General features: G+C 65.7%; 21 protein-coding genes. 15 read left to right on the top strand and 6 right to left on the bottom strand.

Features of this window, described 5'->3' with window-relative positions:
• Window positions 1-27: 27 nt before the first annotated feature.
• Window positions 28-1,560, bottom strand: coding sequence for a class I adenylate-forming enzyme family protein (locus ACWV14_RS29375; protein WP_454906121.1), 1,533 nt, complete (start codon window positions 1,558-1,560; stop codon window positions 28-30).
• A gap of 193 nt (window positions 1,561-1,753) precedes the next feature.
• On the opposite strand from ACWV14_RS29375, the gene ACWV14_RS29370 reads away from it, so the two are divergent.
• Entirely contained in the window at window positions 1,754-1,996 is a 243-nt protein-coding gene (locus tag ACWV14_RS29370; RefSeq protein ID WP_081266107.1) for a GlsB/YeaQ/YmgE family stress response membrane protein, read from the top strand.
• A 13-nt stretch (window positions 1,997-2,009) separates the two neighbouring features.
• Complete coding sequence (locus ACWV14_RS29365; protein ID WP_454905245.1) at window positions 2,010-2,504, top strand: hypothetical protein; 495 nt, start codon at window positions 2,010-2,012, stop codon at window positions 2,502-2,504.
• Between the two features lie 19 nt (window positions 2,505-2,523).
• Here ACWV14_RS29365 and lipA read toward each other — a convergent pair whose 3' ends face one another.
• From lipA to ACWV14_RS29340, 5 genes are read right to left on the bottom strand one after another with little or no spacing between them, the layout of a single operon-like run.
• Complete coding sequence (gene lipA, locus ACWV14_RS29360; RefSeq protein WP_454905244.1) at window positions 2,524-3,525, bottom strand: lipoyl synthase; 1,002 nt, start codon at window positions 3,523-3,525, stop codon at window positions 2,524-2,526.
• A gap of 7 nt (window positions 3,526-3,532) precedes the next feature.
• Window positions 3,533-4,228, bottom strand: a complete 696-nt coding sequence (gene lipB, locus ACWV14_RS29355; protein ID WP_454905242.1) for a lipoyl(octanoyl) transferase LipB — start codon at window positions 4,226-4,228, stop codon at window positions 3,533-3,535.
• Window positions 4,225-5,430, bottom strand: coding sequence for an MBL fold metallo-hydrolase (locus ACWV14_RS29350; RefSeq protein WP_454905240.1), 1,206 nt, complete (start codon window positions 5,428-5,430; stop codon window positions 4,225-4,227). The genes lipB and ACWV14_RS29350 overlap by 4 nt, the downstream gene beginning before the upstream one ends.
• Entirely contained in the window at window positions 5,427-5,735 is a 309-nt protein-coding gene (locus ACWV14_RS29345; RefSeq protein ID WP_081266103.1) for a YbeD family protein, read from the bottom strand. Before ACWV14_RS29345 ends, ACWV14_RS29350 begins: the two co-directional genes overlap by 4 nt.
• A complete protein-coding gene (locus tag ACWV14_RS29340; protein ID WP_454905238.1) occupies window positions 5,732-6,625 on the bottom strand; it encodes a D-amino acid aminotransferase in 894 nt (297 codons plus the stop codon). Before ACWV14_RS29340 ends, ACWV14_RS29345 begins: the two co-directional genes overlap by 4 nt.
• A gap of 157 nt (window positions 6,626-6,782) precedes the next feature.
• Between ACWV14_RS29340 and ACWV14_RS29335 the strand changes: the two genes are divergently transcribed.
• The 13 genes from ACWV14_RS29335 to ACWV14_RS29275 all read left to right on the top strand — a co-directional run bounded on the left by ACWV14_RS29335 (window position 6,783) and on the right by ACWV14_RS29275 (window position 18,581).
• Window positions 6,783-7,268, top strand: a complete 486-nt coding sequence (locus ACWV14_RS29335; RefSeq protein ID WP_454905236.1) for an ATP synthase subunit I — start codon at window positions 6,783-6,785, stop codon at window positions 7,266-7,268.
• A 4-nt stretch (window positions 7,269-7,272) separates the two neighbouring features.
• Window positions 7,273-8,142: a F0F1 ATP synthase subunit A gene (gene atpB / locus ACWV14_RS29330; RefSeq protein ID WP_454905234.1), complete on the top strand. Its 870-nt coding sequence runs from the start codon at window positions 7,273-7,275 to the stop codon at window positions 8,140-8,142.
• A 60-nt stretch (window positions 8,143-8,202) separates the two neighbouring features.
• Window positions 8,203-8,466 (top strand): F0F1 ATP synthase subunit C, encoded by a 264-nt coding sequence (gene atpE / locus ACWV14_RS29325; RefSeq protein WP_019657641.1) that lies wholly within the window; start codon window positions 8,203-8,205, stop codon window positions 8,464-8,466.
• Between the two features lie 82 nt (window positions 8,467-8,548).
• Window positions 8,549-9,019, top strand: a complete 471-nt coding sequence (locus ACWV14_RS29320) for a F0F1 ATP synthase subunit B (protein WP_081266099.1) — start codon at window positions 8,549-8,551, stop codon at window positions 9,017-9,019.
• A gap of 8 nt (window positions 9,020-9,027) precedes the next feature.
• Window positions 9,028-9,558 carry a F0F1 ATP synthase subunit delta gene (locus ACWV14_RS29315; RefSeq protein WP_081266098.1) on the top strand — a complete coding sequence of 177 codons (531 nt, stop codon included), beginning with the start codon at window positions 9,028-9,030 and terminating at the stop codon, window positions 9,556-9,558.
• Window positions 9,559-9,596: 38 nt separating this feature from the next.
• Complete coding sequence (atpA, locus tag ACWV14_RS29310; RefSeq protein WP_106936601.1) at window positions 9,597-11,210, top strand: F0F1 ATP synthase subunit alpha; 1,614 nt, start codon at window positions 9,597-9,599, stop codon at window positions 11,208-11,210.
• Between the two features lie 21 nt (window positions 11,211-11,231).
• Window positions 11,232-12,107, top strand: coding sequence for a F0F1 ATP synthase subunit gamma (gene atpG, locus ACWV14_RS29305; RefSeq protein WP_081266096.1), 876 nt, complete (start codon window positions 11,232-11,234; stop codon window positions 12,105-12,107).
• A gap of 99 nt (window positions 12,108-12,206) precedes the next feature.
• Window positions 12,207-12,599 carry a hypothetical protein gene (locus ACWV14_RS29300; protein WP_454905231.1) on the top strand — a complete coding sequence of 131 codons (393 nt, stop codon included), beginning with the start codon at window positions 12,207-12,209 and terminating at the stop codon, window positions 12,597-12,599.
• 127 nt (window positions 12,600-12,726) lie between these two features.
• A complete protein-coding gene (atpD, locus tag ACWV14_RS29295) occupies window positions 12,727-14,127 on the top strand; it encodes a F0F1 ATP synthase subunit beta (protein ID WP_081266094.1) in 1,401 nt (466 codons plus the stop codon).
• Window positions 14,128-14,139: 12 nt separating this feature from the next.
• Window positions 14,140-14,559 carry a F0F1 ATP synthase subunit epsilon gene (locus ACWV14_RS29290; RefSeq protein WP_454905229.1) on the top strand — a complete coding sequence of 140 codons (420 nt, stop codon included), beginning with the start codon at window positions 14,140-14,142 and terminating at the stop codon, window positions 14,557-14,559.
• A gap of 245 nt (window positions 14,560-14,804) precedes the next feature.
• Window positions 14,805-15,974: an ROK family protein gene (locus ACWV14_RS29285; protein WP_454906119.1), complete on the top strand. Its 1,170-nt coding sequence runs from the start codon at window positions 14,805-14,807 to the stop codon at window positions 15,972-15,974.
• A complete protein-coding gene (locus ACWV14_RS29280) occupies window positions 15,971-17,593 on the top strand; it encodes a sugar ABC transporter ATP-binding protein (RefSeq protein WP_454905227.1) in 1,623 nt (540 codons plus the stop codon). Before ACWV14_RS29285 ends, ACWV14_RS29280 begins: the two co-directional genes overlap by 4 nt.
• Entirely contained in the window at window positions 17,556-18,581 is a 1,026-nt protein-coding gene (locus tag ACWV14_RS29275; protein ID WP_454905225.1) for an ABC transporter permease, read from the top strand. The genes ACWV14_RS29280 and ACWV14_RS29275 overlap by 38 nt, the downstream gene beginning before the upstream one ends.
• The last annotated feature ends 6 nt before the right edge of the window (window positions 18,582-18,587 follow it).

Genomic DNA, 18,587 nt, shown 5'->3' with positions numbered 1-18,587 from the left:
GTGCCCTGTTTTCAGGGCTTCGGCGTGTCAGCTGCGGTCGCGTTCGCGCAGTTCGCGCTTGAGCACCTTGCCGATCGCGCTGCGCGGCAGTTCGTCGATGAAGCTCAGCCGCGCCAGCCGCTGGGTCTTGCCGAGCTGGTCGTTGGTCCATTGCAGCAGCGCGGCTTCGGTGGTGGCGTCGCCCTCGCGGCGCACCACGAAGGCCACCGGCGTCTCGCCCCATTGCTCCGACGGCACGCCGACCACGGCCGCGTCGGCCACCGCCGCATGGCCGCGCAGCACGGCCTCGAGGTCGCTCGGATAGATGTTGAAGCCGCCGCTGATGATCATGTCCTTCTTGCGGTCGAACAGCGTGAGGAAGCCCTCGGCGTCGAAGCGGCCCACGTCGCCGGTGCGGATGAAGCGCTTGCCGGTGGCGTCGAACCACTCGGCCTCGCGTGTCTTCTCGGGCTGGCGGTGGTAGCCGGTCATCATGCCGGCCGAATGGCCCACAACCTCGCCGGCCACCTCGGTGTTGTCGCGCGGCAGTTCGTTGCCTTGCTCGTCGATCAGGCGGATGTCGCTGCCCTCGGCGGGTCGGCCCACGGTGTGCAGCTTGGTCGGGTTCAGGTGCGCTTCCAGGATGCAGGTGCCGCCGCCTTCGGTCATGCCGTAGAACTCGACCAGCCCGCCGGGCCAGCGCTTGAGCACGTCGGCCTTGAGCGTGGCGTTGAAGGGCGCGCTGGTGCTGAACTTGTGGCGGAAGGAGGAGAGGTTGTGCTCGTCGAAGCGCGGGTGCGCCATCAGCCGCTGGTACTGCACCGGCACGAGCATGGTGTGCGTCACGCGGCGCTGCGAGGCCAGCTGCAGGTAGCCGAGCGCGTCGAACTTGGGCATCAGCACCACGCAGCCGCCGAAGGCGATGGTGGGGAAGAACACCACCAGCGTGGTGTTGGAGTAGAGCGGCGTCGACAGCAGCGTGACGGTGTCGGGGCTGTACTCGTACTTGGCGCCGCGCTGCACATGGGCCCAGCGCATGCCGTGGCCCTGCACGATGCCCTTGGGCTCGCCGGTGGTGCCCGACGAATAGATGATGTTGAACGCCCACGATGGCTGCGCCTCCACGGGCGCGGGCCGCGTGCCGGCCGGCGCGAGCCAGCCTTCGAAGCCGCGGCCCACGGCAGAGCCGTCGAGCGCGATGCGCGCAATGCCGCCTTCCCTGGCGGGGCCGATCACCTCGGCCGCCGATGCGTCGCTGAACAGGATGCGCGCCTCGGCGTCCTCGATCATGCGGGCCAGGCTGGCGGGCGTGGAGCCGGGCGCCAGCGGTGCCACCGCGACGCCCGCGCGCAGTGCGCCCAGGAACACCGCCGCATAGTTGACCGACGACGACGCGCATATCGCGATGGCGTCGCCGGGCTTGAGACCGTCGCGTTGCAGGCTGGCCGCGATGCGGTCCATCAGCGCGTCCAGCGCGCGGTAGTCCAGCGTGTGGCGGGCGTCGGCCAGCGCGGCGTTCCCGGGCGTGTGTTGCGCATGGAGACGGACCAGGTCGGCGATGGCGCCGAAGTTGCGTTCCATCGCGGCTTGAACGGCAGGGTGCGTTTGCAAAATCATTCCTTCTTCTTGACCAACCAAAGGGCAGGATAGCGAAATGTTCACGCTTTCGGCCAGCGCCTTGGCGACCCCGCGGCAGCAGGGCGCAGCCGTCAGCCAGCGCTCAGGATGGCCGGTCCACGATGACTCGTCACCATCAGCAAACAGGGAGCTTCTCGTGCACATCATCTGGACGATCCTGATCGGTTTCATCGCGGGGCTGATCGCCCGCGCCGTCTTGCCGGGCAACAACTCGATGGGGTTCATCCTCACGGTCATCCTGGGCATCGCCGGGTCGCTCGTGGCGACCTATGCAGGACAGGCCCTGGGGCTGTACGCTGCGGGCGCGGGTGCCGGCTTCATCGCCTCGGTGATTGGCGCGGCCCTGCTGCTCGGGGTCTGGCATCTCGTCACCCGCTGACAAGGAGTTCCAAATGGGTCTACTCGACATCCTCCAGCAGGCCATCGGCGGCAACAGCAGCCCCGAGGCCCACATCGACCAGGTCACGCAGCACGCTTCCACCGACGAGGTCGGCGCGGGGCTCGCGGCGGCCATGCGCTCCGACCAGACGCCGCCCTTCGGCAACATGGTCGGGCAGCTGTTCGGCCAGTCGTCGCCGCAGCAGCAGGCCGGCGTGCTCAACCAGATCCTGGCCACGCTCGGGCCGGCGGCCGCTTCGGCGCTGGCGGGCGGCGTGCTCGGCCGCATGCTGCAGCCGGGCCAGGCACAGATCACGCCCGACCAGGCCTCGCAGCTGTCACCCGCGCAGGTGACCGAAATTGCCGCGCATGCCGAGCAGCAGCACGCGGGCGTGATCGACGAGGTGAGCCAGTTCTATGCGCAGCACTCGGGGCTGATCAAGACGCTGGGCGGCGCGGCGATTGCCATTGCACTGGCGAAGATGAAAGAAAACGCCACGCGCGGCTGAGGACGCGCGGGCTGCTGGTTCACTCGTGGTGAGTCACGGCCTGCTGGGCCGCATGCGCCTGCTGGTCGGCGTGGTAGCTCGAGCGCACCATCGCGCCCACGGCGGCGTGGCTGAAGCCCATCTTGTAGGCCTCTTCCTCGAACATCTTGAAGGTGTCCGGGTGCACGTAGCGGCGCACCGGCAGGTGCGAGCCCGACGGCGACAGGTACTGGCCGATCGTCAGCATGTCGATGTCGTGGGCGCGCATGTCGCGCATGACCTGCAGGATTTCCTCGTCGGTCTCGCCCAGGCCGACCATGATGCCGCTCTTGGTCGGCACGCTGGGGTGCAGGGCCTTGAACTTCTTCAGCAGGTTCAGGCTGAACTGGTAGTCGCTGCCCGGGCGCGCTTCCTTGTAGAGGCGCGGCGCGGTTTCCAGGTTGTGGTTCATCACGTCCGGCGGCGCGGCCTTGAGGATCTCGAGGGCGCGGTCGTCGCGGCCGCGGAAGTCGGGCACCAGGATCTCGATCTGCGTCATCGGCGAGAGCTCGCGGATGTTCTTGATGCAGTCGACGAAGTGCTGGCTGCCGCCGTCGCGCAGGTCGTCGCGGTCGACGCTGGTGATCACCACGTACTTCAGGCGCAGCTTGGCGATGGTCTTCGCGAGGTTGAGCGGCTCGTCCTTGTCCAGCGGGTCGGGGCGGCCGTGGCCCACGTCGCAGAACGGGCAGCGGCGGGTGCACTTGTCGCCCATGATCATGAAGGTGGCGGTGCCGTTGCCGAAGCATTCGCCGATGTTCGGGCACGAAGCCTCTTCGCAGACGGTGTGCAGGTTGCTCTCGCGCAGGATCTGCTTGATCTCGTAGAAGCGCGTGGTCGGGCTGCCGGCCTTGACGCGGATCCATTCGGGCTTCTTGAGCACCTCGCCGCCCTGCACCACCTTGACGGGGATGCGCGAGAGCTTGGCCGCTGCTTTCTGCTTGGCCAGGGGGTTGTAGTTTTCGGCGCTTTGCGCGTCGCGGACGACTTCTGTGGTGCTCATTGGTATGTCAAGGCGCCAGGAAGGCGCGGAGCTTCTGGCTCAGCACCGTGGCGGCTTCTTCCCATGTGGTTTGAATGCCGATTGTAGAAAGGTCGACCGTTTGCAGCCCCGCGTAGCCGCAAGGGTTGATGCGGGAGAAGGGTTCGAGGTCCATGTCGACGTTGAGCGCCACGCCGTGGTAAGTGGCGTGGCGGCTCACCTTGATGCCCAGCGCGGCGATCTTGCCGAGGCCGCGAAACGGGTCGGCGGCGGGCAGCGGGCCGGTCAGGGCGGCGTGCGAAAACGGGTCGTCCAGCCGCACGTAGATGCCCGGCGCGCCCGGCACGCGGTGGCCTGTCACGCCGAAGTGGGCGAGGGTGCGCAGCACCGATTCCTCGATGCGGTAGACGTATTCCTTGACGAAGTAGCCGGCGCGCCGCAGGTCGATCAGCGGATAGGCCACCACCTGGCCGGGACCGTGGAAGGTGACTTGGCCCCCGCGGTCGGTCTGCACCACGGGAATGGCGCCGGGGTTCAGGATGTGGTCCTGCTTGCCGGCGATGCCCTGGGTGAACACCGGCGCGTGCTCGCAGACCCACAGCGCGTCGGGCGTCTCGGGCGTGCGGTCGAGGGTGAACTGCTTCATGGCCGCGAAAGTAGTCGCGTAGTCGACGCGGCCCATCGGATGCAGCTCGACGGCGGGAGCGGTGGTGGTGTCTGTCATGGCGTGGCCTGCCGCGCGGGCAGCCTGCGGGTCTCGCCGATGGCGAGCGTGAAGAAGGCGTCGTCCGCCACGCCCTGGGCCTTGCGGGCTGCGGCAAGGTCCTTGGGTGGCTGGTCGAGGGCTTCGTCGGTGAGCGAGAAAGTGCCCCAGTGCACGCCCAGGCTGCGCCTGGCATGCAGTTCGCGGTGGATGCGCACGCTCTCGTCGGGGTTGACGTGCTGGTCCTTCATGAACCAGCGGGGCTCGTAGGCGCCGACGGGCAGCAGCGCGAGGTCGAAGCCGCCACCTTGCGCGTCGGCCTGGCGCGGCGCGAGACGGGCCTGGATATCCGCGAAATCCTTCGAGTAGCCGGTGTCGCCGGAATAGAAGACGTGCAGCTTCGGCGAAAGCAGCGCGAATCCGCCCCAGAGCGTCTTCATGCGGTCGCCGAGGCCGCGCGCGCTCCAGTGCTGCGCTGGTGTCAGGAACACCTGCACGGCGTCGCTGTTTGCGCCAGCGGCGATGCCCGCGCCGTTGCGCTGGACGAGTGTCTGCGCGGAAGGTGCGGAAGGCGTGGCCGGCAGCGTGACGCTGTCCCACCAGTCGAGTTCCACTGCATTGGTGATGCCGCGCTCCGCGAGCCATGGCTTGATGCCCAGCGGCACCACGAACAGCGGCGGGCCGCCGGCCTGCGCGTTGAGCGCTTTCACGCTGTCTTCGTCGAGGTGGTCGTAGTGGTTGTGGCTGATCAGCACGAGGTCGATGCGCGGCAGGTCCTTCAGGGCCACGCCGGGCGGCTGGAAGCGCTTCGGTCCCGCGAAGGAGACAGGCGAGGCGCGCTCGCCGAACACCGGGTCGGTCAGAACGTTGAGGCTGCCGTTCGCAGTCGGCACCTGCACCAGCACGGTGGCGTGGCCGATGAAGGTGGCGGCGGGCCGGGCCTGTGCGCCGGTGTTCGACGCGATGAAGGCAAGGTCTGGCGCGACCACCGGCGGTGGCGCTTCGGGCGCGGGCGGCAGGCCCTTGAACCACGAAGGCAGCTGCCAGCCCAGCAGCACGTCGGTGAAGAAATTCTTCGGCTTGAACTCGACGTAATTGTCCTGGAAGCCGTCGGGCCGGTGGTGTCTGCGGCTGGCGTCGTAGTACGGGTTCGGCGGCGTCGAGCAGGCGGCCAGCAGGCCACCCGCGCAGAGCGCCGCCGCGACGTGCCGCAGACGGGTCAAAGCACGACCTTGACCTGCGGGTGCGACGACAGCGCGCGGTACAGGTCGTCGAGCTGTTCGCGGCTGGTGGCCGTGACGGTGATGGTCACGCCGAGGTAGTTGCCGGCCTTGCTGTCGCGCAGTTCGACCGTGGTGGCGTCGAAGGTCGGGTCGAAGCGCTCAGCGATCTGCGTGACGGCATGCACGAAGCCGTCGACCTTGGCGCCCATCACCTTGATCGGGAACTGCGAGGGGTACTCGATCAGCGACTCCTTGCGCGGGTCGGGAATCGAGGTGGTTTCGGTGGTGGTCGTGTTGTCGGTCATGCCGGGACTCCGTGCTTCTGTGCGTTGCGTAGCTTGGCCTGCTGGTAGGCCGCGTACAAGCTCTTGTAGATGGGGCCGGGGTGGCCGTTGCCAATAGCCTTACCGTCGAGCGTGACGACGGGCAGCAACTCCTTGCTGGCCGAGGAAATCAGCAGCTCGTCGACGGCGAACACCTCGTCGCGCGAGATGCGGCGCAGCGCGAACGGAATGCCTTGCTCCTCGCACAGGCGCTCCAGCAGGCCGTAGCGGATGCCGGTCAGCACGAGGTTGTCCCTGGGCGGCCCGGCGAGGATGCCGTCCTTCACGATCCACACATTGCTCGACGAAGCCTCGCTGAGCCAATCGCCGCGGAACATGATGGTCTCGGCCGCGCCGGCCTCCACGCTGATCTGCCGCGCGAGCACGGCGCCCAGCAGGCTGGTGCTCTTGATGTGGGCCTTCTGCCAGCGGAAATCTTCCGCCGTCACGCAGGCCACGCCCTTGGCGCGGATGGCCTCGGAGATGGGCGGCAGCGGGTTCACCATCACGAACACAGTGGGGCGAATACCGCGCACCATCGCGTGGTCGCGCGGAGCCACGCCGCGTGTCACCTGAAAATACACGGACTGTGGTGCTTCGCCGCCGGGGGCGACCAGGCGCATCACAATTTCGCGCCACTGCGCGAGCGAGAGCGGATTCTCGATCTGCAGCTCGGCGAGCGAGCGGTCGAGGCGGGCCATGTGCTCCTCGAAACAGAAGGGTTGGCCGAAGTAGACGGGAACGTATTCGTAGATGCCGTCGCCGAAAATGAAGCCGCGGTCCAGGACGCTGATCTTCGCGTCGCGCAGCGCGGTGTACTCGCCATCGAGGTAACAAAGCGTGGCGGGCAGGGCGTCGGTGATAGGGTGCATGAAGGAATTATGGTTGCGTGCGCCGGGTCGGGCTCGCGTCAGGGAATGCAGGAGCGATTTGCATGCGCGACACGTGGGGTGGCGGGATGGGTTGGGTTTTTACTTATAATCAATGGCTTTGTAGAAATTCTGGGTCGTCATCCGGGCTTCATTCAAAATGAAAACAATCGCCCGACAAGACTCGGAGGTCGCTGAAGACCTCGACGCAGAATTCAAGCCGTTGACCGCCGAGGAGGCGCGTGAACTGCGTGCAAAGAACCCTTCGATCTCCCCCTGGCGGGTGGTCGTGGGGCAGTTGGTTGTCGGTCTGCTGGTGGCTCTGGCCATCTGGGGACTGACGGGGAGGCAAAATCTGGGTTGGTCCGCCGCTTATGGTGCGATCGCGGTGGTCATTCCATCGGCGGTATTCGCACGAGGGCTGACCGGTCGGTTTTCTTCCCTGAATCCGGGCACTACAGTGTTCGGATTCTTCCTGTGGGAAATGGTCAAGATGGCCTTGTCGGTGGCGATGCTGATCGCTGCGCCAAGGCTGATTACGGCGCTGAGCTGGCCAGCAATGCTGGTCGGCCTGGTGGTGACAATGAAGGCGGCCTGGTTGGCGGTGATGTTCTCGCCCCGGCGCCGGAAACAGAGAGACGAGTAACGGAATGGCTGCTGAAAACGCTGCGGAACATAGTCAGACCGCGGGTGAATACATCGTTCACCACTTGACGCACCTGCAAAGCTCCAAGCCTGGAGGTGTGGCTGACTTTACGGTTTTCAATTTCGACTCGCTCTTTTTCTCGATCTCGCTCGGCATCCTGGGCTGCTGGCTGCTGTGGCTTGCCGCACGCAAGGCCACTTCGGGCGTTCCCGGCCGTTTTCAAGCGGCGGTCGAACTGCTGGTCGAAATGGTCGATCAGCAAGCCAAGGGCATCGTTCACAACGCCACGAGCCGCAAGTTCGTGGCCCCGCTGGCACTCACGATCTTCGTCTGGATCTTCCTGCTGAACGCGATGGACCTGTTCCCGGTCGATCTGTTCCCGGCAATCTGGGCCAAGATCTTCGGCCTCGCCGGCGAAGACCCGCACCACGCCTACCTGCGCGTCGTGCCCACCGCCGACCTCTCGGTCACCATGGGCATGTCCGTGGCCGTGCTGCTGATCTGCATCTACTACAACATCAAGATCAAGGGCGCTGGCGGCTGGATCCACGAGCTGTTCACCGCACCCTTCGGCAACCACTGGGCGCTGTACCCCTTCAACTTCGCCATGCAGATGATCGAGTTCGTCGCCAAGACGGTCTCGCACGGCATGCGGTTGTTCGGCAACATGTACGCCGGTGAACTGATCTTCCTGCTGATCGCCCTGATGGGCGGTGCCTGGTCCATGTCGGCCACCGGCATCGGCCTGGCCATCGGCCACATCATCGCGGGCACGGCCTGGGCCATCTTCCACATCCTGATCATCACGTTGCAAGCCTTCGTGTTCATGATGTTGACGCTGGTCTACATCGGCCAGGCCCACGATCACCACTGATCATCAGTTTTCGTTTCTGTTTTTGTTTTTCTCTTCAACCAAAGTCCTCTAGGAGTCATCATGGAAGTTATTAGCTTTGTTGCACTGGCCGCCGGCCTGATCATCGGTCTGGGCGCTGTTGGCGCATGTATCGGCATCGGCATCATGGGCAGCAAGTACCTCGAGTCGGCCGCACGTCAGCCCGAACTCATGGGTGAACTCCAAACCAAGATGTTCCTGCTGGCTGGTCTGATCGACGCCGCTTTCATTATCGGCACCGGTATCGCCCTGTGGTTCGCAACGGCCAACCCGTTCCTGTCGCAAATCGCCAACCTGCCGAAGTAAGTCTTTCTCGTCGGACCTGCGTCGTCGTTCTCTAGAGCCCCTAGCGAATGGCTTCGATTCAATCCCATAGAGAGGGTGAAAAGTGAGCATTACCGGTACCCTGATCGTTCAGATGATCGTGTTCCTGATCCTGGTCGGGTTCACGATGAAGTACGTGTGGCCGCCGATCGCGAAGGCGTTGGACGACCGCGCTGCGAAGATCGCCGAAGGCCTCGCTGCTGCCGACAAGGCCAAGTCCGAGCTGACCGCCGCCAACAAGCGCGTGGAAGCCGAACTGGGCCAGGCACGCAACGAGTCCGCACAGCGTCTTGCCGACGCCGAACGTCGCGCCCAGGCCATCGTTGAAGAGGCCAAGGCCCGTGCGACCGAGGAAGGCAACAAGATCGTTGCAGCCGCACGCGTCGAAGCCGACCAGCAGGCACTGAAGGCCCGTGAGGCCCTGCGCGAGCAGGTTGCCGCTCTGGCCGTCAAGGGCGCGGAGCAGATTCTGCGCAAGGAAGTGAATGCAGGCGTTCACGCCGATTTGCTCGCCCGTCTGCAGACCGAACTCTGATAGAAGCCATGGCAGAACTCGCCACCATTGCACGCCCCTACGCCGAGGCGCTTTTCAAGGCGTCGTCGTCCGACCTCGCCGGTACCAGCGCCTGGCTTGAAAAGGTTGCCGCCATCGCGGCCAGCCCGGAGCTCAAGCAGTTCGCCGAGAACCCCAAGGCCACGGCCGAACAGGTGATCGGCGTGGTCGCCGGTGCATTCGGTGCACCGCTTGCTGCTCCTGCCCAGAACTTCCTGGGTGCGCTCCTCGAGAACGGACGCTTTTCGGTGCTGCCGGAAATTGCGAAGCAGTTCCGGGCACTGGCCAACGCGAAGAGCGGTTCGTCCGACGCCGTTGTCTACAGCGCCTTCCCGATCGATGCCGCGGCCCTCGCCAACGTGTCGGCCGCGCTCGAAAAGCGTTTCGGTCGCAAGCTCCAGGTCACGGTCCAGCAAGAGCCGGAACTGATCGGTGGCATTCGTGTGGTGGTCGGCGACGAGGTGCTCGACACCTCCGTCAAAGCGCGCCTTGAACAAATGAAAGTTGCGCTGGCGGCCTGACGGTCTCCATCGCCTTACAAAGAAAGAAGGAAAGAGTCATGCAACTCAATCCCGCAGAAATTTCCGAACTGATCAAGAGCCGCATCGAGGGCCTCGGGGTCAGCGCCAACATCCGCAACGAAGGCACCGTGGTTTCGGTGACTGACGGCATCGTGCGCGTGCACGGCCTGTCGGACGCGATGCAGGGCGAAATGCTCGAATTCCCGCCGAGCGCAGACGGCACGCCGTCGTTCGGCCTCGCACTGAACCTCGAGCGCGACTCCGTCGGCGCCGTGATTCTGGGTGAGTACGAGCACATCTCCGAAGGCGACACCGTCAAGTGCACGGGCCGCATCCTGGAAGTGCCGGTCGGCCCCGAGCTCATCGGCCGCGTGGTGAATGCACTGGGCCAGCCGATCGACGGCAAGGGTCCCATCAACGCCAAGATGACCGACGTGATCGAAAAGGTCGCTCCCGGCGTGATCGCACGGAAGTCCGTCGACCAGCCGATGCAGACCGGCCTGAAGTCCGTCGACTCGATGGTGCCCGTCGGCCGCGGCCAGCGCGAGCTGATCATCGGCGACCGCCAGACCGGCAAGACCGCAGTGGCCATCGACGCGATCATCAACCAGAAGGGTCAGAACATGACCTGCGTCTACGTCGCGATCGGCCAGAAGGCTTCGTCGATCAAGAACGTGGTGCGCGCTCTCGAACAGGCCGGCGCGATGGACTACACCATCGTGGTGGCGGCATCGGCTTCCGAATCGGCAGCCATGCAATACGTGTCGGCCTACTCGGGCTGCACGATGGGCGAATACTTCCGCGATCGCGGCCAGGACGCACTGATCGTCTATGACGACCTGTCCAAGCAAGCCGTTGCATACCGCCAGGTCTCGCTGCTGCTGCGCCGCCCGCCAGGCCGCGAAGCCTACCCCGGCGACGTGTTCTATCTCCACAGCCGTCTGCTCGAACGCGCAGCCCGCGTGAATGCCGACTACGTCGAAGCCTTCACCAAGGGTGAAGTCAAGGGCAAGACCGGTTCGCTGACCGCACTGCCGATCATCGAAACGCAAGCCGGCGACGTGTCCGCCTTCGTTCCGACCAACGTGATCTCGATCACCGACGGCCAGATCTTCCTGGAAACCAACCTGTTCAACGCCGGTATCCGTCCCGCCATCAACGCCGGTATCTCGGTGTCGCGCGTGGGTTCGTCGGCCCAGACCAACCTGGTGAAGAACCAGTCCGGCGGTATCCGTACCGACCTGGCGCAGTACCGCGAACTCGCGGCCTTCGCCCAGTTCGCATCGGACCTGGACGAAGCCACCCGCAAGCAGCTCGACCGCGGCGCCCGCGTGACCGAACTGCTGAAGCAGACCCAGTACAGCCCGCTGCCCATCTCGCTGATGAGCGCCACGCTGTTCGCGGTGAACAAGGGCTTCATGGACGACATCGACGTCAAGAAGGTGCTCTCGTTCGAACACGGCTTCCACCAGTACCTGAAGTCGAGCCACGCCTCGCTGCTGGAAACGATGGAAAAGCACGGCGCCAAGTGGGACGTCAAGCCTGCCAAGGCGGACGACAGCGACGCCAAGAAGGCACTGAAGAAGACCTGCCAGGACGCCGAAGCCGAACTGCTGGCCGCCGCCACTTCGTTCAAGAAGTCGTTCGCCTGATCGACGCAAGAAGGAGCTCTCATGGCAGCTGGTAAGGAAATCCGCGGCAAGATCAAATCGGTGGAAAACACCAAGAAGATCACCAAGGCCATGGAAATGGTCTCGGTTTCCAAGATGCGCAAGGCGCAGGAACGCATGCGCGCCGCTCGCCCCTACAGCGAAAAGATCCGCAACATCGCGGCCAATCTCGGCAAGGCGAATCCGGAGTACACCCACGCGTTCATGAAGACGACCGAGGCCAAGGGCGTCGGTTTCATCATCGTGACCAGCGACAAGGGCCTGTGCGGCGGCTTGAACACCAACCTGCTGCGTGCAGTGACGGCCAAGCTGCGCGAAGCGCAGTCGGCCGGCAACGTGGTGGAGTCGGTGGCCATCGGCAGCAAGGGCCTGGGTTTCCTGAACCGCATCGGCGCCCGCGTGGTGGCTCATGTGACGCAGTTGGGCGACACGCCGCATCTCGACAAGCTCATCGGGCCGGTCAAGACGCTGCTCGACGCCTACGCCGAAGGCAAGCTGTCGGCCGTGTACCTGTGCTACACGAAGTTCATCAACACCATCAAGCAAGAGCCGATGGTGGAGCAGCTGCTGCCGCTCAAGGCCGAGACGCTGCAGACCGAGTCGGGACACCATTCGTGGGACTACATCTACGAACCCGACGCGCAAAGCGTGATCGACGAGCTGCTGGTGCGCTACGTGGAATCGCTGGTGTACCAGGCCGTGGCCGAGAACATGGCGTCCGAGCATTCGGCGCGCATGGTGGCCATGAAGGCTGCAACGGACAACGCGGGCAACGTGATCAGCGAGCTGAAGCTGGTCTACAACAAGACCCGCCAGGCCGGCATCACCAAGGAACTGTCGGAGATCGTTTCCGGCGCCGCGGCCGCCGCGGGCGTTTGATGGTTGGCGGGGCAATGGAACGGGCCACATTGCCTGCCGTGCGCGCTTCGCGTGCACAGTGAGTGACTCAAGGCCTTCTTTTAAGGGGACTACGCGCAAATGAAGAAAATTCTTGCTCTGGTGGCAGTTGCTGCCGCTCTGACCGCCTGCTCCAAAAAGGAAGAGGCGCCCGCGCCTGCACCGGCTCCGGCTGCTGCACCCGCGGCGCCTGCGCCCGCTCCCGCAGCCGCAGCCGCAGCCGCAACGCCTGCAGCCCCCGCAGCGGCATCGACGGCTTCGGCCGACCTGCCGCAAGAGTGCAACGACTACCTGGCCAAGGTGCAGACCTGCGTTGCCGCGCAAAGCGGTGCTGCCGCCGACGCGATGAAGGCAAGCCTCGACCAGACCAAGGCCACCTGGGCTTCCATGGGTGCCGACAAGGCTGCGCTGGGTCAGGCCTGCAAGGCTGCCTCGGACGCATTCGCTGCGCAAGCCACGGCAATGAAGTGCTGATCTGAACTGAACCAATCAAGGGTGCCGGCCCGTCCGGCATTCTTGCAAAAGCGGCCCGTTTCGGCACCAGGACGCTTCTGCAAGAACCTGTCGCAAATTTATTGAGATCCATCCAGAAGGAAACGCCATGGCTGAAGGAAAAATTGTCCAATGTATCGGCGCCGTGGTCGACGTGGAGTTCCCGCGTGACCAGATGCCCAAGGTGTACGACGCCTTGAAATTCGAAGGCAGCGCGCTGACTCTCGAAGTCCAGCAACAGCTCGGCGACGGCGTGGTGCGCACGATTGCACTGGGCTCGTCCGACGGCCTGCGCCGCGGCCTGATCGTCACGAACACCGGCGCACCCATCACGGTGCCCGTCGGCAAGGCCACGCTCGGCCGCATCATGGACGTGCTGGGCGCGCCCATCGACGAACGCGGCCCGGTCGGCCAGGAGCTCACCGCTTCGATCCACCGCAAGGCTCCCGCGTACGACGAACTGTCGCCTTCGCAAGACCTGCTGGAAACCGGCATCAAGGTGATCGACCTGGTGTGCCCGTTCGCCAAGGGCGGCAAGGTGGGCCTGTTCGGCGGCGCCGGCGTGGGCAAGACCGTGAACATGATGGAACTCATCAACAACATCGCCAAGGCTCACTCGGGTCTGTCGGTGTTCGCTGGTGTGGGTGAACGTACCCGCGAAGGCAACGACTTCTATCACGAGATGGCCGACTCCGGCGTCGTGAACCTCGAGAAGCTCGAGGACTCGAAGGTGGCCATGGTCTACGGCCAGATGAACGAACCCCCGGGCAACCGTCTGCGCGTGGCGCTGACCGGCCTGACCATCGCCGAGTCGTTCCGCGACGAAGGCCGTGACGTTCTGTTCTTCGTGGACAACATCTACCGCTACACGCTGGCCGGTACCGAAGTGTCGGCTCTGCTGGGCCGCATGCCTTCCGCCGTGGGCTACCAGCCGACGCTGGCTGAGGAAATGGGCCGCCTGCAGGAGCGGATCACGTCGACCAAGGTCGGCTCGATCACCTCGATCCAGGCCGTTTACGTTCCCGCCGACGACTTGACCGACCCGTCGCCCGCCACCACCTTCGCCCACTTGGACTCGACCGTGGTGCTGTCGCGTGACATCGCTTCGCTGGGTATCTACCCCGCCGTGGACCCGCTGGACTCGACCTCGCGCCAGCTCGACCCGAACGTGGTCGGCGAAGAGCACTACAACGTGGCCCGCGCCGTGCAAGGCACGCTGCAGCGCTACAAGGAACTGCGCGACATCATCGCGATTCTGGGCATGGACGAACTGGCTCCCGACGACAAGCTCGCCGTGGCCCGCGCCCGCAAGATCCAGCGTTTCCTGTCGCAGCCGTTCCACGTGGCCGAAGTGTTCACGGGCTCGCCCGGCAAGTACGTGCCGCTGGCCGAAACCATCCGTGGCTTCAAGATGATCGTGAACGGCGAAGCCGACCACCTGCCGGAACAAGCGTTCTACATGGTGGGCGGCATCGACGAAGCGTTCGAAAAGGCCAAGAAGGTCGCTTAAGAAGGAATCACCATGGCAGGCACCATTCATGTGGACGTGGTCAGCGCGGAAGAGTCGATCTTCTCGGGCGAAGCCAAGTTCGTCGCGCTGCCCGGTGAAGCCGGTGAGCTCGGCATCTACCCGCGCCACACCCCGCTGATCACGCGCATCCGCCCCGGCGCCGTGCGCATCGAAATGGCCGATGGCGGCGAAGAGTTCGTCTTCGTGGCCGGCGGCATTCTCGAAGTGCAGCCCAACGCCGTGACCGTGCTGTCCGACACCGCGATCCGCGGCAAGGACCTCGACGACGAGAAGGCCAACCAGGCCAAGGCCGCGGCCGAGGAAGCACTGAAGAACGCGAAGAGCGACATCGACATCGCGATGGCGCAATCGGAGCTGGCCGTGATGGCCGCCCAGATCGCGGCGCTGCGCAAGTACCGCCAGAAGAAGTAAGCAGGCAAGAGAAGAGCCCACAGGCTCTCTTCCCGAAAAGCCGCCTCCGGGCGGCTTTTTTGCGCCCGGCGTTTCCCCACTCAAGCCAACTTCGGTTTGAACTTGGCCGAAGTTCGGCCTTGTCCGGCTGAAGACCTGCACCTAGTATTCGCCTTCGCCCGACAGCCGAAGGTTGCAGGCGGCGACTTCAAAAGAACACCGGAGACAAACGCGTGGCACCCTGGAGCGGCATCACTGCCGATGAAATGCGGCTGCTGGAAACGACCTTCTGGTCGGCCGGCGGATCACGCCACGCCATGGCCGAGCAGCTCGGCTTCTCCAAGAGCAAGGCGAATGCGCTCATCGCCGGACTCGTCGAACAGGGGCTACTGGCCGAAGCGGGCCTGCAGCGTTCCTCAGGGGGCAGGCGCGCTGAAAACCTGCAGCTGCACTTCGGGCTCGGCGTGCTGGTCGGCATCGACATCGGCGCGACCAGCCTCGGCGTGGCCGTGCTGCGCCCCGACCTCACCGTGCTGGCGCAACACGAAGAGCCCGCCGACGTCCGCGAAGGCCCGGCCGTGGTGCTGGCCCGGGTGCGGGTGCTGATGCGCGAGCTGCTGGCGCAATGCGGCCACGCCGCGCGCGACGTGCTCGGCATCGGCATCGGCGTGCCCGGCCCCGTCAACTTCGAGATCGGCCAGCTCGTGAACCCGCCGCTGATGCCCGCGTGGGACAGCTTCTCGATCCGCGACTACCTGCGCGAGGACTACGCCGCGCCCGTCTTCGTCGACAACGACGTGAACCTCATGGCGCTCGGCGAGCTGTGGCGCCTCAAGCGCTCGCTGACCAATTTCCTCGTCATCAAGATCGGCACCGGCATCGGCTGCGGCATCGTCTGCCACGGCGAGGTTTACCGGGGCGCGGCCGGCTCGGCGGGCGACGTGGGCCACATCTGCGTCGACCAGGAAGGCCCGCGCTGCCACTGCGGCAACCTGGGCTGCGTCGAGGCCATGGCGGCCGGCCCCGCGATCACGCGGATGGCGGTGCAGGCGGCCGAGGCCGGCGAAAGCGAACTGCTGGCCGAGTGCCTGCGCGTGCATGGCCGCATCGACGCGATCGACGTCGGCCAGGCCAGCCGCGGCGGCGACACCGCGGCCAACGGCATCATCCAGCGCGCGGGCAGCCTCATCGGCCAGATGCTTGCCTCGGTCGTCAACTTCTTCAATCCGTCGCATGTGTTCATCGGTGGCGGCATCACGCGCATCGGGCCGCTGTTCCTCGCGGCGGTGCGCCAGAGCGTGTACCAGCGCTCGCTTGCGCTGTCGACGCGGCACCTGGAAATCCAGTACACCCCGCTGGGCATGCAGGGCGGCCTGATCGGCGCCGGCGTGCTCGCGATGCACGAGACCCTGAAGGTCCGCGGAGTGGCGCCATGAGCGACAGCACGGCAAGCAGCAAGGGCAGCGTCGCCGTCGAGTTCGACGGCGTGGTCAAGGCCTTCGGCCCGGTGCAGGTGCTGCACGGCGTGAGCTTCGCGCTCGCCCCCGGCCGCGTTTACGGCCTGCTTGGCGAAAACGGCGCGGGCAAATCGACGCTGATGAAGATCCTTGCCGGCTACGAACAGCTCACCGGTGGCACGCTGCGCATCAACGGCCAGCCGCAGCGGTTCGGCAGTTCGCGCGATGCCGAGGCGCTGGGCATCGTGCTGATCCACCAGGAGTTCAACCTCGCCGAAGACCTGAGCGTGGCGCAGAACATCTTCCTGGGCCACGAGAAGAAGATGTCGCCCCTTGGCCGCCGTTTCACGGCGCCCGTCCGCCGAGGGGAGCAAGGAGGCTCGGGGCGCCCTGGCGCTTTCTTGGCGGGCTGGCTGCTCGACGACGCAGCCATGGAGCGCGAAGCCGCCGCCGCGCTCGCCGCCGTGGGCCTGAACATCGACCCGCGCACCAAGGTGCGAAAGCTCATCGTCGCCGAGAAGCAGCTCGTCGAGATTGCGAAGGCTATCGCCCGCCGCGCGCGCCTGCTCATCATGGACGAACCCACCGCCACGCTCACGCCCGGCGAGACCGAGCGCCTGTTCAAGCTCATCGCGCAGCTGCGCGCGGACGGCGTGACCATCGTCTACATCTCGCACAAGCTCGACGAAGTGGAGCAGGTGACCGACGAGGTGATCGTCATGCGCGACGGCCGTTTCGTCGCGCGCGCGCCCACGCCCGAGGTCACGCGCCAGCAGATGGCCAACCTCATGGTGGGCCGCGAGCTGGCCGACCTGTACCCGCCGCGCGATGTGGTGGTGGCGGCGGACGCGCCCGCCATGCGCGTGCGCAATTTCAACGTGCCCGGCTGGGCGCGCGACGCGAGCTTCGAGGTGCGCCCCGGCGAGATCCTCGGTTTCGCGGGCCTCGTCGGCGCCGGCCGCACCGAACTCTTCGAAGGCCTGCTCGGCCTTCGCCCCGCGAGCGGCAGCGTCGAGATGCTCGGCAAGCCCGTGCCCGGCGGCAAGGGCTGGCGTAACCCGCGCGACGCGGCGAAGCACGGCCTCACCTACCTCAGCGAAGACCGCAAGGGCAAGGGCCTGCACGTCAACTTCGGCCTGCGCCAGAACCTCACGCTGATGGCGCTCGAACGCTATGCGCAGCCCTGGCTGAAGCCCGAAGCAGAACGCGGCGCTCTGGCCGAGGCGGTGAAGGACTACGGCATCCGCACCGGCTCGCTCGAGGTCAAGGCTTCGTCGCTGTCGGGCGGCAACCAGCAGAAGCTCGCGCTCGCCAAGGTGCTGCAGCCGCAGCCGAAGGTGGTGGTGCTCGACGAGCCCACGCGCGGCGTGGACGTGGGCGCCAAGCGCGACATCTATTTCCTGATCCAGCGACTGGCCCGCGAAGGGCTCGCGGTGATCGTCGTCTCGTCGGAGCTGATGGAGCTGATCGGCCTGTGCCACCGCGTCGCGGTGATGCGCGCGGGCCGCCTCGTCGCCACGCTCGACGCAGACCATTTGACAGAAGAGGAGCTCATCGCTCATGCCACCGGAACAGCAGACACCACCGCCGCAGCCTGAAGTCGCCGCACACCGCAGCGAGGCCAAGCCGCGCTGGACCGAGCGGCTGCACGGGCTCGGCCCGGTCATCGGCCTCGTGCTGCTGTGCATCGCCGGCACGCTGCTCAACAGCGACTTCGCGACCGTCGACAACGCGATGAACGTGCTCACGCGCACCGCCTTCATCGGCATCATCGCGGTGGGCATGTGCTTCGTGATCATCTCGGGCGGCATCGACCTGTCGGTGGGCTCGATGGCGGCGCTCATCGCGGGCAGCGTGATCATGTTCATCAACTGGGCCGGCCCGGCTTCAGGCTCGCCGCTGCTCGCGGTGGTGATGGGCGCGGTGCTGGCCATCGTGCTGGGCGCTGTGTTCGGGCTGGCGCATGGCCTGCTCATCACCAAGGGGCGCATCGAGCCCTTCATCGTGACGCTGGGCACGCTCGGCATCTTCCGCGCGTACCTCACGTACTTTGCCGACGGCGGCGCGCTCACGCTCGACAACGACCTGTCGGACCTCTACGCGCCGGTGTACTACGCCAGCCTCGCGGGCATTCCGGTGCCGGTGTGGGTGTTCGTGATCGTCGCGATCATCGGCGGCGTCATATTGAACCGCACGGCCTATGGGCGCTACGTGCAGGCCATCGGCTCGAACGAGCAGGTGGCGCGCTATGCGGCGGTGGACGTCGACCGCGTGAAGATCATGACCTATGTGCTGCTCGGCGTGTGCGTGGGCATCGCGACGTTGCTCTACGTGCCGCGCCTGGGCTCGGCCTCGCCGACCACCGGCCTGCTGTGGGAGCTGGAAGCCATTGCCGCAGTGATCGTCGGCGGCACTGCGCTCAAGGGCGGCGCGGGCAGCATCACCGGCACCGTGGTGGGCGCGATCCTGCTCTCGGTCATCAGCAACATCCTGAACCTCACCAGCATCATCAGCGTGTACCTCAATGCTGCCGTGCAGGGCTTCGTGATCATCATCGTCGCGTTCCTGCAGCGCGGCCGGCGCTAGTTTCTT

It is taken from the genome of Variovorax durovernensis (genome assembly GCF_977011995.1).
This window is presented reverse-complemented; position numbering and strand designations above follow the sequence as displayed.

Coding starts and splice junctions, on each gene's coding strand:
- ACWV14_RS29285 (WP_454906119.1), top strand. CDS start 14,805: ATGCGGCTGCTGGAAACGACCTTCTGGTCGGCCGGCGGATCACGCCAC.
- lipA (WP_454905244.1), bottom strand. CDS start 3,525: ATGAGCACCACAGAAGTCGTCCGCGACGCGCAAAGCGCCGAAAACTAC.
- ACWV14_RS29340 (WP_454905238.1), bottom strand. CDS start 6,625: ATGCACCCTATCACCGACGCCCTGCCCGCCACGCTTTGTTACCTCGAT.
- ACWV14_RS29365 (WP_454905245.1), top strand. CDS start 2,010: ATGGGTCTACTCGACATCCTCCAGCAGGCCATCGGCGGCAACAGCAGC.
- ACWV14_RS29375 (WP_454906121.1), bottom strand. CDS start 1,560: ATGGAACGCAACTTCGGCGCCATCGCCGACCTGGTCCGTCTCCATGCG.
- lipB (WP_454905242.1), bottom strand. CDS start 4,228: ATGACAGACACCACCACCGCTCCCGCCGTCGAGCTGCATCCGATGGGC.
- atpE (WP_019657641.1), top strand. CDS start 8,203: ATGGAAGTTATTAGCTTTGTTGCACTGGCCGCCGGCCTGATCATCGGT.
- ACWV14_RS29290 (WP_454905229.1), top strand. CDS start 14,140: ATGGCAGGCACCATTCATGTGGACGTGGTCAGCGCGGAAGAGTCGATC.
- atpG (WP_081266096.1), top strand. CDS start 11,232: ATGGCAGCTGGTAAGGAAATCCGCGGCAAGATCAAATCGGTGGAAAAC.
- ACWV14_RS29315 (WP_081266098.1), top strand. CDS start 9,028: ATGGCAGAACTCGCCACCATTGCACGCCCCTACGCCGAGGCGCTTTTC.
- ACWV14_RS29300 (WP_454905231.1), top strand. CDS start 12,207: ATGAAGAAAATTCTTGCTCTGGTGGCAGTTGCTGCCGCTCTGACCGCC.
- ACWV14_RS29280 (WP_454905227.1), top strand. CDS start 15,971: ATGAGCGACAGCACGGCAAGCAGCAAGGGCAGCGTCGCCGTCGAGTTC.
- ACWV14_RS29345 (WP_081266103.1), bottom strand. CDS start 5,735: ATGACCGACAACACGACCACCACCGAAACCACCTCGATTCCCGACCCG.
- atpD (WP_081266094.1), top strand. CDS start 12,727: ATGGCTGAAGGAAAAATTGTCCAATGTATCGGCGCCGTGGTCGACGTG.
- atpB (WP_454905234.1), top strand. CDS start 7,273: ATGGCTGCTGAAAACGCTGCGGAACATAGTCAGACCGCGGGTGAATAC.
- ACWV14_RS29335 (WP_454905236.1), top strand. CDS start 6,783: ATGAAAACAATCGCCCGACAAGACTCGGAGGTCGCTGAAGACCTCGAC.
- atpA (WP_106936601.1), top strand. CDS start 9,597: ATGCAACTCAATCCCGCAGAAATTTCCGAACTGATCAAGAGCCGCATC.
- ACWV14_RS29275 (WP_454905225.1), top strand. CDS start 17,556: ATGCCACCGGAACAGCAGACACCACCGCCGCAGCCTGAAGTCGCCGCA.